This window comes from Pedobacter sp. NO84 (assembly GCF_059703915.1).
Genome location: NZ_AP046575.1, coordinates 1,083,014 through 1,100,390, shown reverse-complemented (window position 1 = coordinate 1,100,390; position 17,377 = coordinate 1,083,014). Strand labels below are relative to the sequence as shown.

Genomic DNA, 17,377 nt, shown 5'->3' with positions numbered 1-17,377 from the left:
GATAGTTGTCTGATAGGAAAATTCTTTTGACGATAGAGGATTAATACCCCATTTAACAATATTAACTATTAAGAATAATTGTCTGTATTTTTTCCAATTATAAAATTTAGTTCTGTATAAAATTAGTTTTATTATATAATATTTTGTTTTTATATTGGCTTACCTAAGTCTATGAAAAAACAAATAATGATGACAGTGGTGCTCCAGTTCAGCATCACTGTCTGTCTTGGCCAGCATTTTGGCCCAAGATTAACCGCAATGGGCATGAACAGTGCTGCAGTAACAGATCAGTGGAGTCTCACGGGAAATCCGGCAGGAATAACTTCCATCAAATTGCCCACATTATCGCTAAGCTACCAAAAGTACCTAGCTGTAGATGACCTGAGCAACCAAGCCGGAGCATTTACTATTCCTGTTGGCCATAATACCTTTGGTATTTATTTTACTCGACATGGGACTACTCAATACAATGAGATTAACACCGGTATGGCGTTAGCCAAAAAATTTGGGGATGGATTTAGTTTAGCACTTAAAATAAATTATCACCAAATAAAAATAAGTAATTATGGCGCTACTACGGGTTTTTCTGTTGATGCAGGGACAGTTTATTTGTTAAATCAACAATTAACCGTCGGCCTATATTTTACCAATCCCACACTGGAGCAATATGGCAGCAAGCTCGTGCAAAACTCCATTCCTACGGCTATTTATGTAGGTATGTCCTATCTGATAAGCAACAAAGTTTTAATCGCCACCACTATAAGCAAGTGCATTGGATTTTCAGTTGATATGGGGCTTGGAATAGAGTATAAACCCGTCCAAGTCCTCAGCTTAAGGTCGGGTTTAACAGTAAAGCCATTTAAGCACTATGCTGGATTCGGGATCAATTATCAAAATCTTTTTGTGGACGTGGCGGTAGAGAGCGACCAATTTATCGCCTATAAACCCCAAATAGGAATTTCATATGCGTTTTAGTTGTTTATTTTTGATTTTGCTGTTTCATCTTACAGCTAAATCGCAGACCTATCCAGCAAATTTCATTAAAGATCTGATAGAAGGCCTAGCTGAAAATTTACCGGAAGATTATGATCTTTCAGAATTGGAGGATAAATTTATCTTTCTGAGTACGCATCCCATAAATCTAAATCATACCAATGCAGAAGAATTAAAAAACTTATTGTTGCTTTCACCAATTCAAATTAACCATTTACTCACCCATTTAAGAGAAAATGGCAAGCTAATCGACATTTTGGAACTACAAAGCATAGCTGATTTTGACCTTGAAACGATCCAAAAAATTTTACCTTTTGTAACCATAAATCAAAGTGATTTAGTAGATCAGATTACCTATCGCAATTTATCCAGTTTAGGAAACAATGATATCGTAGTTCGTTTTGGAAGAGTTCTAGAAAAGCAAAAGGGTTTTGAAAATCTATCAGGAAGCAAATACCTAGGTACAGAAGAACGATTGTTGTTTAGATATAAATACAATTTTTCGAACCGAATCTCAGCATCGCTTATTTTTGAAAAGGATGCGGGCGAGAAACCCGTCGGAGGTACTAAACAATTTATCGTTGATTTTCAATCTATCCACCTTGCCCTTTATAATACGGGAAGACTTAAAAAATTACTTATTGGCGATTATACCCTGCAATTTGGTCAGGGATTAACATTATGGTCTGGTTTCGCATTTGGTAAAGCTCCTGAGGTTGCGAGTAGTGTAAAAAAGGATGTAGGATTAAAAGCCTACACATCTGCTAATGAATATTCGTTTTTTAGAGGAGGTGCCGCAACAATTAATCTTATAAAAAATATTGATTTAACTCCATTTGTTTCATTCAGGAAATTGGATGCAAGTTTAAGCGTTAACCCTACCGGAGATGAGGTGCTAACAACCATCAATGAAACGGGGCTTCACCGGACTGCAACAGAGATCAAAAACAAAAACAGCGTAGCGCACCACTTATTTGGTGGCGTTTTAACTTATCAAAACAATAGCTCGAATATTGGCGCTATTGCCTTCCATAGCGGTTTCAGTAAAGCATTTATAACGGGCCCAGAAGTATACAGAGCTTATTACTTTGTTGGCAAAGAGTTAACAAACATGGGTATATTTTATAACCATACCTATAAGAATGTGTTCGTTTTTGGAGAAGTCGGCAAAAGTTTTCATGGCGGAATTGCTTACTTAAATGGGGCATTAATTAGTTTATCTCCTAGCGTTTCTGCCCTATTGTTACACCGAAACTATCAGAAAAATTACCACAATTTCTATAATCAGGCAATTGCAGAAGCAAGTGAGGCCGTGAATGAAAACGGTTTTCACGCTGGGCTTAACATAAATCTATTAAAAAAGCTTTCTCTTTCCATGTACGCTGATTATTTTAAATTCCCTTGGTTAAAATTCAGGATTGATGCGCCCTCAAACGGATCCGAATTATTGGGACAATTAACCTATACTCCTTCTAAAACTTTAAAAGCATTTATAAGGTATAAGTCAGGGCTAAAACAACAGAACACAGGTCTACCAACTCCTATCAATTATTTAGAAACTGTTAAAAAAGAAATCTATAGGGCAGAAATAAGCTGGCAGCTAAACACCTCTTTTAGCTTTCAAAATAGATTAGAATTGTGTCAATTTAAAAAGGGAGAGGTAACACCCGAATTGGGCTATCTATGTTATCAAGATATTGGATATTCGCCTCCATTCTCCAAAATTAGCGCTAATTTCCGGATTGCTTATTTCAATATTCCCTCTTTCGAAAGTAGAATTTACGCCTATGAAGACGATGTGTTGTACAACTTCAGTTTAGGGATGTACAATGGTAAGGGGTTAAGGTCATACTTAAATCTTAAATATAAACTTGCTAAACATTTGGATGTATGGGCAAGGTATGCAGTGTCTTATTATCCAAAAACTGCGACGGTTGGTACTGGATTAGATGAAATTGAAGGCACTAATAAGAATGATGTTAAATTACAGTTTCGGTATCAATTTTAAAGGATGAATTATAAGTCTGAGCTTGTTTTCGTGAGAATTTTAGTGCCGTTACTCATAGGCATTTATGTGGCTTATGTTTTTCAAAGACCGAGCTTTATTAGCTTTTTTTTGCTCATTACTATAGCCCTTTTTTGTAGCTTATTAATTATAAATGTCTGTTATAAAAATTTAAAGGCATACAATTTTAAGGAGATTACAGGCCCTTTGTGCTTTGCTTGTTGGTGCTCATTTGGTAGTTTAATATGCCTCATCAACATCCAACTATTTGGCACAGCATATTATGCAAAGAAATCCCCCACCTGTTTAAAGATCTGGATTAGCAATGAGCCACAATTGAACCATGGTATATTAAGATTTGAAGCAAGCGTGATCACTGCGTTTACACCTCATAAACCAGAAAAGGCAACAGGGAAACTTTTAATTTCATTAAAATTAGACTCTTCAAATCCACTTAAATTAAATTATGGGGATGAACTCATTATTATAGCCAGGTATTCTCCAATTGAACCCGTGTATAACCCTGCGGAATTTGATTTTAAGGCTTGGCTCGCCACTAAAAACATCTACCATCAGGCTTTCATCGATCAGGATCAGCTGATACTCTTAAATACCCATCAGGGAAATCCGATAATTAAATATGCATTAGCTGTGAGAAAAAGGCAGGTAGAAATCTACAGACAACTAATCCATAATGATGAAGCGTTTGCGGTGGCAAGTACCTTAGTATTGGGTTATAGAGCAGATCTGAGCAAAGAAACCTTATCCGCTTATAGCAAAACAGGAACAATACATGCGCTCTCAGTTTCGGGAATGCATGTTGGTATCATTTATATCTTTTTAAACTGGGCTTTATTTTTTTTGAACAGCAATACGGTATTGAAAATTATAAAGCTCTTTGTGATTTCGGCATTGATATGGTATTATTCTTTACTTACAGGCTTCTCGCCTTCGGTGCTCCGATCAGCCGTAATGCTTACTGTTTATATTTTAGCAAAATCATTTAACAGAACGAGCAATAGTTATAATATTTTAGCCTTTACCGCATTTTGTCTTTTGGTTTATAATCCATTTTTAGCATGGGATGTCGGTTTCCAGTTGTCTTTTTTAGCAGTTTTTGGACTCATCTATCTTCAGCCCAAAATCTACCATTGGTTTTATTTCAAAAACAAAGTAATGGATAAATTATGGGCAACTATTGCGTTGAGTTTAGCTGCACAGCTCACTACCTTTCCACTTAGCATCTATTATTTTCATCAGTTTCCGCTGTATTTCATTTTCAGCAATTTATTTATCCTTCTTCCATTAACTGCAATGATGTATTTAGGAATTGGCATCCTCCTGCTTAGACTTTATTTTTTGGCGCCGATCTTCGAATGGATTATCACTTTTACTAACAAGGGGTTGAAATGGATCGCCAATCTCCCCTTTTCTGGAATTGATACCATCTGGATAGACAAATGGCAACTCGTTTTACTCAGCTTATTTCTTGTAACCTTGGTTTTAGCACTTATAAACTATAAAAAAAGATTTTTAATTACAGCGATTATTATACTAACAGTTTATCAAGCCTACGCAGGATACCATAAAATAATAATGTTTAACCAAAGAAAAATAATCTGTTTTAGTTTACAGAAGAATTATGCGGTTGCGTTTATTGATGGACTACACTCCATTTTAGTAACCGACTTAAGAGATACTGATAAAAATTATGAGTTTTTTGTTAAGCCTGCCTTAGACCAGTTACAAATCAGGAAAATTGAGTTTATAGATTGGAAAACGGATACTATGTCTAAGTCATTTATTAAAACCGAGCATCAAATATGCTTTTATAAGGTTCAGATTTTACTTTTGGACCAATCTTTTAATTATAAAAAAATTGCAATGCGCCCGAAATTTAACCTGGTTTGGCTGCATCAAAATCCACGACAGCACATTAAGGAACTAAAAGAGCAACTTTTGTTTCCAACGTTATTGATTGATGCCGCTAGCAAAGATTATCGAATTACGAAATATGAGGATGAAGCAAATAAAATTGGGCTAAAATATTACACTTTAAAGAAAAATAAGGCATATTTGGTGGACCTTAATTAAATGATATGGCACAGGATCTGGTTTTATATACAGTTGCAGACAGAATTGCCACAATTACCCTAAATCGGGTAGATAAACGTAATGCCTTGAACCCTGACTTGGTTGCCCAGCTCATTGCTAATTTGCTGAAGGCAGAAGAAGATGATGCCGTGAAGGTAGTAGTTTTGAAGGCAAATGGCAGTGTTTTTAGTGCAGGCGCAGATTTGGCCTATTTGCAACAATTGCAGCAAAACTCGTACGAAGAGAATTTAGCCGATTCAAATCAATTAAAGAAACTTTTTACAACTATCTGCTATTTGCCAAAGGTTGTAATTGCTCAAGTAGAGGGGCACGCTATCGCTGGTGGTTGTGGTTTAGCAACGGTATGTGATATTATTTTTGCTACTCCAGAATCAAATTTTGGCTATACGGAAGTTAAGCTAGGGTTTGTACCAGCATTGGTATCGTGTTTTTTAATGCGTAAAACGAGTGAAACTATTGCTAAAAGAGTTTTATTAACAGGAGAATTATTTTCGGCTACTGAGGCTCTAAAATATAACATGATTACTTTTGTAACAAATAAGGAGGAAATTGCTCAAAGGGTAAATGAATTTGCTATAGATTTGTGCAACAACACTTCCGCAAATGCGTTAATGGTAACAAAACAACTTATTAATCAGACCACCTATCCATGGTTAGAAAAAAGTTTGGATATGGCGGTTCAGATCAATGCAAGAGTAAGAGAAAGTGAGGATTTCAAAAAAGGAGTTTCTTCATTTCTTAACAAGGAAAAAACTAAATGGTAAACTATACTAATATCTATAATTATGTTTAAATCAATCAAAACTGGTGTAATAGCCGCAATTTTAATCAGTACCGCTATTATCGCCCAAGCACAAAAGAAAATAGCTGAAGGAATAATCACTTATAAGATGGTTTATAGTCCTGACGCTGGGCAAGAGCAAACCGCTGCCATGCTACCTACCGAAGCAAAAGCAAGTTTTAATTCAGAACTTAGTAAGTTTACAATGCAAAATGGGCCAGCTACACTTACTTTTATCATGAACTACCATACCGAAACCGGCGTAATGCTATTAGATGTGCCTATCGCCCAATGGCAGTATGCAATTAAACAAACAAAAGAAGATGTTGAAAAAGCAAAGGCAAGCTCTCCAAAGTTTAGCGATTTTAAAGCTACTGGTGAGAAAAAAATGATTGGCGATTACAATGCAGAAAAATATACGTACAAAGATGATAAAGGAAACGCCTATGAACTTTGGACAACTACCGACGTAGAGTTACCTGCTGGATATTATGGCGAACAATTTAAAGATGTTAAAGGAACCCTTTTAGTGTATACTCATTTTATCAATGGTGTAAAAACGGTATCCACCTTAAAATCTGTTAGCGAATCTAAAGTTGGAGAGCTAACAACTGATCTTCCTAAAGGTTATGAATATAAAACTATGGAAGAAATTCAGGCAATGCGTCCGGGCGGAGGCGAGTAGTAACGCTCAGCACTTCACTTAAACAGGCTTTTATTCGTGGCTTTTTATTAAATTGCGCCATGTTTAAAAGCCTGATTTTTTTTGTCCGCTTTTTTTTATTTTGGCTTCTATTCTTTGCCATAGACCGGTTTATCTTTCTTTTCATTTTCCATAAAAAACTAAGGGGAATTCCAACTGGCGAGAAAATTCTTACCTTTTATCATTCCTTGCGATTGGATGTGTCGATGGCGGCCTACCTTGCGGTAATCCCTTTGTTCATCTTTATTTATCATTATTTCTTTTCGAAAAAATCCGTAGTTAGTTTTAAATGGGTCTCCATTTATTCGAAAGTTCTGGTGGTGCTATTCAGCCTGCTCGCCATTATCAATTTTAACACCTATCGGGAGTGGGGCAATAAAGTTAGTGTTAAAGTGCTCGATTTTTTAGTTGAAGCTCCTGGAGAAGCGTTGGCATCAAGTGCCTCATCTCCACTTTTTCTGTCTTTTTCGGTATTCGTTATTTTAATCGCAATTGGATTTTACCTGGAATTTTTAATAGCTAAAAGAAATGTAGAATTTGTTAAAACTCCATTTTGGTTAAAAGCAACTGTCGCCTCCCTATTGATCGTTGTTAATTTTCTGGGCATTAGAGGCGGTTTAGATGTTGCCCCAAATAGCCAAAGCATGGCTTATTTTTCAAAAAACCAATTACTTAACCAAGCATCATTAAATACAGAGTGGAATTTCGTGTCCAGTATTTTGGCAGCATCAAAAACCAATAAAAATCCATATCTGTATTTCGAAGATAAAGATGCTGCAGAAAAAATTTCAACTCTTTTTAAAAATAAGACAGACACCACGCTTTCCATTTTAAAAACGCAACGCCCAAATGTGGTTATTTTTATATTGGAGAGTTTTACTGCTGATCTAACCAAAACATTAGGAAATGAAGATGGGATCACTCCTGGTTTTGATAGCCTAATTAACGATGGAGTACTTTTTGATCAGATCTATGCTGCAGGAAATAGAACCGATAAGGGATTGATTGCCGTCTTAACCGGCTTCCCTACCCTAGGAACAGGAAGTCTCGTAAAATGGCCAGAAAAAATGCAAAAGCTCCCAGGAATCAGTCAAAAATTCGCTCAACAAGGGTATCGAACTTCATTTTTTTATGGGGGCGAATCAGAGTTTGATAATTATAAGGCTTTTATTTTGAGCCACGGGTACCAAAAATTAGTGGATAAGAACAATTTTGAAAAAAAGGACATGAACTCTAAATGGGGGGCATATGATGGGCTGGTTTTTAATAAACAGCTTGATGACCTTAATCAAACTAAACAGCCATTTTTCTCAACGATATTATCTTTAACCAATCATGAGCCTTTTGAATTACCTACACAACCTAAATTTGGAAATGCAGATATCATTCAGAAATTTAAAAGTACGGCCTACTATACCGATTCTTGCATTAAGGCCTATTTAACCGATGCAAGAAAGCAATCTTGGTATAAAAATACACTTTTTGTTTTTGTCGCAGACCACGGGCATCTCTATCCAAAAAATAAAAATGAGATATTTCAGCCCCAACGCTATCATATTCCGCTGCTTTTTTATGGTGACGTGATTAAAGATGAATATAAAGGTGTTAAATTTAATCAAACTGGAAGTCAGCAAGATGTTGCGGCTACCTTATTAACGCAATTGAAGATTCCCTGCAAAGATTTCGTTTGGAGCAAAAATTTGCTTAATCCCACCATTAATCACTTTGCTTTTTTTACTTGGGATAATGGGTTGGGCTTTATCAATGATAAACATTGTGTTACATTTGATAATATTGGCAAAAATATTTTGTACAATAGCAATCCAAAAGATAGTGTTCTAACAAATATTAACTTGAACTTGGGCCAATCTTACCTTCAAACTGCTTATCAAACATTTATAAAACTATAATAAACCTTAATGAAAATCACCAATTTATTTATCACATTAGCCAGTGTACTCCTACTTGGTAGTACAAACGTTAATGCACAAGGAAGAGGCGGTATCAACTGGACCAAAGACGGAAACAGTTATTACCAAAACGTTGGCGGAGAAATTGTTACGATTACTTTGCCAAAGAGCGAACGCAAAACCGTTATTGGAAGGGACCTGCTTACCCCAGCTAATTCTTCAAGTCCGATAGCAGTTCGGAGCTTTCAATTAACAGATGATGGCACAAAGGCATTAATCTATACCAATACCAAAAGGGTTTGGCGCCAGGATAGCCGGGGAGATTATTGGGTTGCTGATATCACCAACAATAAATTAACACAGATCGGAAAGGGCAAGCCAGCTTCATCACTCATGTTTGCTAAATTTTCTCCTGATGGATCTAAAGTTGCCTATGTAAGCGAACACAATATATACGTAGAAGATTTGGCAAGCGGTGCGATCAAAGCATTAACTACCAATGGTACTGCCAGAATGATCAATGGAACTTTTGATTGGGTATATGAGGAAGAATTTAACTGTTTAGATGGTTTTAGATGGAGTCCTGATGGACAATCCATCGCCTATTGGCAAATTGATGCTACTAAAATCAAGAATTTTTTAATGATGAACAATACTGATTCAATCTATTCTTTTAATGTATTGGTCGAATATCCTAAAGTTGGTCAAGATCCTTCTGCTTGCAAATTAGGTATTGTATCTGTAGAAACGGCTAAAACGAATTGGTTAGCTGTTCCTGGCGATAATGTGCAACATTATATTCCCCGAATGGAATGGATTCCGAATAGTAATGAGGTTATTTTGCAGCAATTAAATCGCGAGCAAAACGAAAGCAAAGTGTTTATTGCCAATGCCGGAACGGGAAGCATCACCGAAATCTATAAAGAAAACGATAAAGCTTGGATCGATGCCACTGATGGTTGGGTTTGGTTAAATGGCAATAAAGAATTTGTTTGGCAAACAGAAAAAGATGGCTATACTCATTTATATCGCATTAGCAGAGATGGCAAAAAAGAAACATTAATTACAAAAGGCAATTATGATGTGATAAGCGTTAATCTTATCGACGAGAAAAACAACATGGTTTATTTCATGGCTTCTCCCAATAATGCCACTCAAAAATATTTGTATAAAACCAAGCTAGATGGAAAAGGGAAACTGGAAATGGTTACACCTTCTATTTTACCGGGCACACACAGTTATTCCATCTCGCCCAATGGCTTGTTTGCACGTCATAGTTACAACAGCGCTGTAATAGCTCCAGTAACAGAATGGATGAATTTTACTACCAATAATCCATTAACCATGGAGGGTAGTATAACCAGTCAGATAGCTAAACAACCCCCTATTAAAAATAAAGTGGAGTTTTTTAAGGTAACTACCGAAGATGGCATAGAAATGGATGGGTGGATGAAAAAACCAGACAATTTCGATCCTAGTAAAAAATATCCGGTTGTATTTTATGTATATGGCGAACCAGCTTCACAAACCGCTGCTGATGTGTGGGGTGCGGGTAGAAATGGTCTTTATGCCGGCGACATGGCTAAAGATGGTTATATCTACATTTCAATGGATAACCGTGGCGCACCAGTACCAAAGGGCGCAGCATGGAGAAAAGCCATTTATAAGAACATAGGTATTATTAACATCAGGGATCAGGCAATGGCTACTAAAAAGCTATTGGCCACTTATTCTTTTATGGATAAAGATCGCGTGGCGGTACATGGTTGGAGCGGAGGAGGCTCTTCTACATTAAACCTTTTGTTTCAATATCCAGAAATCTATAAAACAGGTATAGCGGTTGCAGCAGTAGCCAATCAGTTAACGTACGACAATATTTACCAGGAACGGTACATGGGCACTCCTTTTCCTAGCACAGAAGCTTACGTTAAGGGCTCTCCTATTACCTATGCAAAAAATCTTCAAGGTAATTTATTGTATATACATGGCACTGGCGACGATAATGTCCATTATCAAAATGCCGAAATGTTAATCAATGAATTGGTTAAAAACAGGAAAGTATTTCAGTTAATGAGCTATCCCAACCGTACACATGGCATTTTCGAAGGCGAAGGTACCAGCCAGCACCTCTCATTAACCTTTACTAAATTTTTAAAAGAAAATTGCCCGCCAGGTGCAAGGTAATTAGCAGATGATTAAACTTACGAAGTTTCTATCGCTCTAAGCTTAGCAAACTTCGTAAGTTTAGTTTAAAGTTCTTAAGGTTGGCAGTATAGCCAACCTTTTTTGTGCAACCACCCTTAGCTAAACCAAGCTCATCACACCTAAGGATACAATTAACGCCACACCAAAACTCAGCAAGGTTCCGATAAGTACATATTCGGTTAGTTTAAGATCATGTGCTTCTTTTAAATCTCCAAACCTAAAAATAGATTTCGCGGCCAGCAAGAACCCTACAGCTTCAAAATGATGGGTACAGATAAAAAGATAGATGAGCAACCTTTCTAGAATCCCAATAAATTTACCAGCATCTTGGAGGGAATGTGTAATCTTTGAGCCTCCTTTTTCTTGGGGTATCCACTTGGTAATGATTATTCTTATAAACACTGCAGCCGGCGAGGTTACTACTAAGGCGCCCACAAAAAGGAGCCAAAATCTGCTCATTTGCAGGAAATCGAAATTAAAGGCTATCCGATAATAATAATTCCAACAGGCTACAATTACGATAAGGTGTAAAAATTGATCTACAAAAAACCAAATCCTTTTTGTTTTTTCTCTTTGAAAGATCAACTTAATGGCATCGATTACCCCATGTAATAAACCCACAAGCAAAGCGATTCTCCACACCTCAAATGAAAAGAACACCAAGAAAATTAAGGCGATGTGGAGTGTAATATGGAGGTATAATTTCCCCGATCTTAATTTCTTTTTTTCCTTGTCTACTACCCAGGCATTAGGTTGAAGAAAAAAATCCCCTAACATATGGGCTAATAAAAGTTTAAGCAGTACGATTTCCATTGCTCTTGGTTAATTTCATGATTTGAATTCTATATTTATTTTCAAGCTCCAATATTTCGTTGAAATGGGCTCTTTTTAAGGCTTCACTTACGGATGATTGACTTCTTCCAGATATTTTGGCTATTTTATTTTGCTTGGTATCTTGGTTTTCGATGGCATATTTAACCATTTCTGCTGAAATTTGCCCCCAACTGTCCATCGCAATTAAAGCTAATCGAATAGATAAATTAATATCATCATCAAACTTTGGCCATGGCGTTTTGATCGCCATATTCACTTTGTTTACTTTTAAGGTATCAAAAGCAGCGCCAGAATTGATAAATGCTTCGCCATTTGCTTCTGTTACCCGTTCTGATTCGATACTTTTCTTCCCTATCCCAATACCAATCCGAACATCAGCTTTCTTTATGGTTTTAATACAGGCTTTAATATAAATGGCATGTATCAAGGCGTTTTGGGCGCTTAATTCAATTTGAAAACTATCGCCACGGAAAATTTCCCATTTCGTTTTTTTGCCGAATAAAGACTCTAATGCGCCTTTAAGCGTATTGATCCAATCGTCTGGCAAGGTTCTGGAGTTGATTATATCTCCTGTAATTACAGCTATCATTTTACTAATATCGGCTATTTACCCGATATTTCCAATTATCGGCTATTTACCCGATATTTTAATTTATCGGCTATTTACCCGATAATAATTTAAAAACTTATTTATCCTTTATTGGTTATTATCGCATGGCACTCATCAAATTCACAAATAAGGGTATTTATTGCAAGCAGGGCAACTTCTATATTGATCCCTGGCATCCAGTAGATTATGCTGTAACCACCCATGGGCATGCAGACCACGTGAAATGGGGCAATAAACATTATTTATGCCATGAATTAACCAAACCCATCCTAAAACAACGCTATGATTTGGACCAAAATGTAGAAACACTTCCCTACAACAAGCAAATCGATATAAATGGGGTTAAATTAAGTTTATTTCCCGCAGGGCATGTAATCGGTTCCTCACAGATCAGATTAGAATACAAAGGAGAAATCTGCGTTGTATCTGGCGATTATAAAATAGAGTATGATGGGATCAGCACAGCTTTTGAACCCATCAAATGCCATACGTTTGTCTCAGAGAGTACCTTTGGCCTACCCATCTACAATTGGCAGCCTCAGGAACTTATTTTCGATCAGATCAAAAATTGGGTAGCTGACAATCACAGTAAACAAAAAACAAGCATTTTAGTGGCCTATAGCTTAGGAAAGGCCCAACGATTGATTAAAAACCTTGAAGGAGCAGCACCAATTTATGTACACAATTCTATCGCCAACCTCAACGAGGCTTTTATCAAAGCTGGAGTAAACCTCCCCGATACCATAAGAATTACTCCAGAAACTAAGAAGGATGAACTTCAAAAGGGAATAGTAATTATCCCTCCAGCATTGGCCGATGGAAGATGGGTAAAAAGCCTTCAACAGCCCGCTGTAGGAGTTTGCTCGGGCTGGATGATGGTAAGAGCAGGAAGAAGATGGCGCAGTGCGGATGCGGGCTTCGCGTTGAGTGACCATGCTGATTGGCCTGGATTATTATCAGCCATTAAAGATACAAGTGCCGAAAAAGTATATGTAACGCATGGTTCTACGGCAGTGTTTTCTAAATATTTAAATGAAATCGGAATCGCGGCCGAAGAAGTAACCACTAAATATGGCGCCGAAGACGATGACGAAACCTTAACCAAACCAGAACAAGCCTCTTGAAACGTTTTTCGCAATTGATCCAAGAGCTTGAGCTCAGCAATAAAACCAACGACAAAATTGCCGCATTGGTAGCTTATCTTACAGAAGCTGATGATCTTGACAAACCCTATGTAATTGCAATGTTTACTGGCAAACGACCAAAAAGACCTGTAAATACAGCTTTAATAAAACAATGGGCAATAGAGTTGAGCGGGATCCCCGAATGGCTTTTTTCCGAAAGCTACCATAGCGTTGGCGATTTGAGCGAAACCATAGCTCTGGTCTTACCCCCCGCCGAACATGCTGTTGATAAACCGCTGCACCAATGGATTACAGAATTATCTCAATTACATGGCGAAACAGATGAGGTTAAAAAAGCCTATATTTTAAATGCATGGAACAGCCTTAATACCCAAGAACGCTTTATCTTTAACAAGCTCATCTCGGGTAATTTCAGAATTGGTGTTTCTAATAAAATGCTGGTCAATGCCATTGCCAAACAAGGTGATGAAGATAGTAGTAAGATCATGCATAGTATCATGGGTAAATGGATGCCTAATGAAATCACTTATCAACAGCTTATTGCAGGTGCGCACGTAAACACCGATAACTCTTGGCCATACCCCTTTTGCCTAGCGTATGCCCTTGATACTGAACCCGAAAGCCTAGGAGAAACAACTACATGGCAGGCCGAGTGGAAATGGGATGGAATACGCGGACAGATTGTAAAACGAAATAGCGAACTGTTTATCTGGTCGCGGGGCGAAGAATTGGTAACCGACCAATTTCCGGAACTTCATTTTTTGAAAGATGAACTGCCGGATGGAACTGTTTTGGATGGAGAAATACTTTCGGTTAAAGATGGTAAAGTTCAATCATTTAGTACCTTACAACAAAGACTGAACAGAAAAACAATTAATAAAGCACAGTTAAATGATGCTCCTATTGGTTTCTTTACCTATGATGTATTGGAACATAATGGCGTTGATATAAGACAAGAACCACTTGAAAACAGAAGGAAAATTTTGGTTAACCTCATCGATAAATTAAGCACCAAAGAAATCGTATTGCTCTCTCCTGTAATCCAGTTCCAAAGCTGGGAGGAATTGGCTACACTAAGACAAAGCGCTAGAGAACTAAATAGTGAAGGTATAATGCTCAAAAAATTGGATTCTATTTTTCATACTGGGCGTAAACGTGGCGATTGGTGGAAATGGAAAATCAATCCTTACACCGTAGATACCGTGATGATTTATGCGCAAAAAGGAAGTGGCCGAAGAGCAAATTTCTATACCGATTATACTTTTGCGGTTAGAGATGGTGATCAATTAATAACGATCGCAAAAGCGTATTCGGGTTTAACAGATAAAGAAATAAAAGAAGTAAATTCATTCGTGAATAAAAATGCGATCGAAAAATTTGGGCCCGTACGTACCGTAAAACCAGAATTGGTTTTCGAAATTGCATTTGAGGGCATCGCCGAAAGCAAAAGGCACAAAGCAGGATTAGCCCTACGGTTTCCACGTATCGCCCGATGGCGAAAGGATAAGAAAGCCGATGAAATTAATACGTTAGATGATCTTAAACAATTGCTGCATTCTACATGATTACTCTCACCAAAAGCAAGGGCTATCAAAAAGTGATCGAATGGCTAAAAAAAGATCAAAAAAAACCTTTTAAGTTTCAGGAAGAAGCCTGGCAATATTATGCCAATGGCTATAGTGGATTGGTTAATGCACCCACTGGATTTGGGAAAACCTTTTCTTTGTTTTTGGCTGTGGTAATCGAAGGGATCAATTTAGCAGAAATAAAAGATAAGAAAAAGGCTCAAGATCGCCTTCAGTTGATCTGGATTACCCCACTGCGCTCACTTGCCAAAGATATTGCCAGGGCTATGCGAGAGGTACTAACAGAATTAGAGCTCGATTGGCATGTGGCAGTTCGGAATGGAGATACCTCGCAGGCAGAAAAACTGCAACAAAAAAAATCAATGCCCGAGATATTATTGATTACTCCCGAAAGCATGCATCTTCTATTAGCACAAAAAGGGTCATCAACACTGTTCAAGAGCCTAAAATGCATCGTTGCTGATGAATGGCACGAACTGTTGGGCAGCAAACGGGGAGTGCTGGTAGAATTGGCAATCTCAAGGATAAAGGGCCTCCAAAAAATAGCACAGCAGCAACACCTTAGGGTTTGGGGCATCTCTGCAACAATTGGCAATATTGAAGAAGCACTGGATGTAATTGAACCCGATTTAAATGCCAAAAGAATTATCATCAAGGCCAAACTCAATAAGAAAATACAAATAAAATCTATCTTACCCGATGGCATTGAAACATTGCCTTGGGCCGGTCATTTAGGTTTAAAATTGGCCTACAAACTATTGCCCATCATAGAAAAGAGCAAAACCACCCTGATTTTTATCAATACTCGAGGCCAATCCGAAATGTGGTATCAGCATTTGCTTAATCTGGAGCCCAGCTTAGCAGGAAGAATCGCAATTCACCACGGGTCAATAGATTTCGAGCTTCGTAATTGGATTGAGGACGCACTCCATACGGGATTGTTAAAAGCAGTTATCGCTACTTCATCTTTGGATCTTGGCGTAGATTTTAAACCCGTAGATACCGTGGTACAGGTTGGATCGCCGAAAGGGGTTGCACGTTTTTTACAACGCGCCGGAAGATCTGGCCACTCCCCAGGTGAAACATCCAAAATATACTTCCTCCCTACACATGCGCTCGAACTGGTGGAGGCAGCTGCCATTAAAGAGGCCGCAAAAGACAATAATATAGAAAGTAGAGAGCCAGTGATCATGGTTTTTGATACGTTGGTCCAATACCTCGTAACCCTTGCCATAGGAGATGGGTTCGACGATGAGATGATTTATAATGAAGTGAAGCAGACCCACGCATTTAAGCTGTTACTGCCCGAAGAATGGCAATGGATGATGCAATTTATTACTTCTGGAGGGGATAGTTTAAGCGCCTATCAAGAATTTAAAAAAGTAGCTAAAGACGAAGAAGACGGGCTGTGGAAAGTAAAAAACAGGCAAATTGCCATGAGACATCGTCTGCATATCGGTACAATAGTGAGTGATGCCATGCTAAAAGTAAAATTTCTTACCGGCGGATATATTGGAATGATTGAAGAATACTTTGTATCTAAACTAAATGCCGGAGATAGCTTCACGCTCGCGGGAAGAATTTTAGAGTTTGTGCACATTAAAGATATGACGGTTATTGTAAGAAAAAGCAAACAAAAAAGAGCAGTGTCTCCTAGTTGGCTGGGCGGAAGATTGCCGCTATCTTCAAACCTGGGTGCCGTGCTGAGAAAAAAATACAATGAGGTGCTCAACAAAACGCATCAAGAAGAAGAACTGGATGTGGTGTATCCCTTATTTTTGGTGCAGCAAGAGCGTTCGCATGTACCTCGAAATGACGAATTGCTAATAGAAATGATTAATAATAAAGAGGGCTTTCATCTTTTTGCCTATCCCTTCGAGGGGAGATTGGTCCACGAGATTTTAGCTGCTCTCATCGCCTATCGGCTAAGTAAATTGGTACCCATAACTTTTTCTCTGGCCATGAACGATTATGGCTTCGAACTGCTTAGTGATATCGAAATCCCAATGGATGATGCCATTGCCTATGAAGTCTTCTCTCCCGAAAATTTAACCGCAGACATTAAACTGAGCATCAATTCGACCGAAATGGCAAGAAGAAAGTTTAGGGATATTGCCTGTATCTCCGGATTAGTTTTTCAGGGTTACCCTGGAAAATATGTTGCTAATAAACATCTGCAATCTTCAGCTGGATTATTTTTCAACGTTTTTAGCGATTTTGATAAACATAATCTACTTTTGCGCCAAGCATACGATGAAGTTTTTTACCATCAACTGGAAGAACCTAGATTAGCTGCTGCGCTACAACGAATTCAACAAAGTACGATCGTAATTACACACCCTAAAAGATTTACACCGCTATCCTTTCCTATAAAAGTGGATAGTTTAAGGGCAAACATGAGTTCCGAAGAACTAGAACAACGGATAGAACGGATGAAAGTGGAGGTGTTTAAGTAGTAGAGAGTTTGGAGCTGGGAGTTGGGAGTTGAGA

12 protein-coding genes are annotated in these 17,377 nt (G+C 37.8%); 10 read left to right on the top strand and 2 right to left on the bottom strand.

The features are described 5' to 3' along the window. Positions 1-171 precede the first annotated feature (171 nt). From AC6H0V_RS04895 to AC6H0V_RS04865, 7 genes are read left to right on the top strand one after another with little or no spacing between them, the layout of a single operon-like run. Positions 172-975: a PorV/PorQ family protein gene (locus AC6H0V_RS04895; RefSeq protein ID WP_497562596.1), complete on the top strand. Its 804-nt coding sequence runs from the start codon at positions 172-174 to the stop codon at positions 973-975. Then, entirely contained in the window at positions 965-3,001 is a 2,037-nt protein-coding gene (locus tag AC6H0V_RS04890; RefSeq protein WP_497562595.1) for a ComEA family DNA-binding protein, read from the top strand. The genes AC6H0V_RS04895 and AC6H0V_RS04890 overlap by 11 nt, the downstream gene beginning before the upstream one ends. Positions 3,002-3,004: 3 nt before the next feature. Continuing rightward, on the top strand, positions 3,005-5,092 hold the full coding sequence (locus tag AC6H0V_RS04885) for a ComEC/Rec2 family competence protein (protein WP_497562594.1): 2,088 nt from the start codon (positions 3,005-3,007) through the stop codon (positions 5,090-5,092). Between the two features lie 5 nt (positions 5,093-5,097). Then, positions 5,098-5,877 (top strand): enoyl-CoA hydratase/isomerase family protein, encoded by a 780-nt coding sequence (locus tag AC6H0V_RS04880; protein WP_497562593.1) that lies wholly within the window; start codon positions 5,098-5,100, stop codon positions 5,875-5,877. A 21-nt stretch (positions 5,878-5,898) separates the two neighbouring features. Continuing rightward, complete coding sequence (locus AC6H0V_RS04875; protein WP_497562592.1) at positions 5,899-6,579, top strand: hypothetical protein; 681 nt, start codon at positions 5,899-5,901, stop codon at positions 6,577-6,579. Between the two features lie 59 nt (positions 6,580-6,638). After that, a complete protein-coding gene (locus AC6H0V_RS04870) occupies positions 6,639-8,507 on the top strand; it encodes an LTA synthase family protein (RefSeq protein WP_497562591.1) in 1,869 nt (622 codons plus the stop codon). Positions 8,508-8,516: 9 nt separating this feature from the next. Beyond that, a complete protein-coding gene (locus AC6H0V_RS04865) occupies positions 8,517-10,691 on the top strand; it encodes a S9 family peptidase (RefSeq protein ID WP_497562590.1) in 2,175 nt (724 codons plus the stop codon). A gap of 120 nt (positions 10,692-10,811) precedes the next feature. Here AC6H0V_RS04865 and AC6H0V_RS04860 read toward each other — a convergent pair whose 3' ends face one another. Further along, positions 10,812-11,525 carry a DUF3307 domain-containing protein gene (locus AC6H0V_RS04860; protein ID WP_497562589.1) on the bottom strand — a complete coding sequence of 238 codons (714 nt, stop codon included), beginning with the start codon at positions 11,523-11,525 and terminating at the stop codon, positions 10,812-10,814. Then, positions 11,506-12,135, bottom strand: a complete 630-nt coding sequence (locus AC6H0V_RS04855) for a SatD family protein (protein ID WP_497562588.1) — start codon at positions 12,133-12,135, stop codon at positions 11,506-11,508. Before AC6H0V_RS04855 ends, AC6H0V_RS04860 begins: the two co-directional genes overlap by 20 nt. A 125-nt stretch (positions 12,136-12,260) precedes the next feature. Between AC6H0V_RS04855 and AC6H0V_RS04850 the strand changes: the two genes are divergently transcribed. The 3 genes from AC6H0V_RS04850 to AC6H0V_RS04840 are packed head-to-tail and all read left to right on the top strand — an operon-like array spanning position 12,261 to position 17,343. After that, positions 12,261-13,280, top strand: coding sequence for a ligase-associated DNA damage response exonuclease (locus AC6H0V_RS04850; RefSeq protein ID WP_497562587.1), 1,020 nt, complete (start codon positions 12,261-12,263; stop codon positions 13,278-13,280). Continuing rightward, entirely contained in the window at positions 13,277-14,866 is a 1,590-nt protein-coding gene (locus AC6H0V_RS04845; protein ID WP_497562586.1) for an ATP-dependent DNA ligase, read from the top strand. Before AC6H0V_RS04850 ends, AC6H0V_RS04845 begins: the two co-directional genes overlap by 4 nt. After that, entirely contained in the window at positions 14,863-17,343 is a 2,481-nt protein-coding gene (locus AC6H0V_RS04840) for a ligase-associated DNA damage response DEXH box helicase (RefSeq protein WP_497562585.1), read from the top strand. The genes AC6H0V_RS04845 and AC6H0V_RS04840 overlap by 4 nt, the downstream gene beginning before the upstream one ends. Positions 17,344-17,377 lie beyond the last annotated feature (34 nt).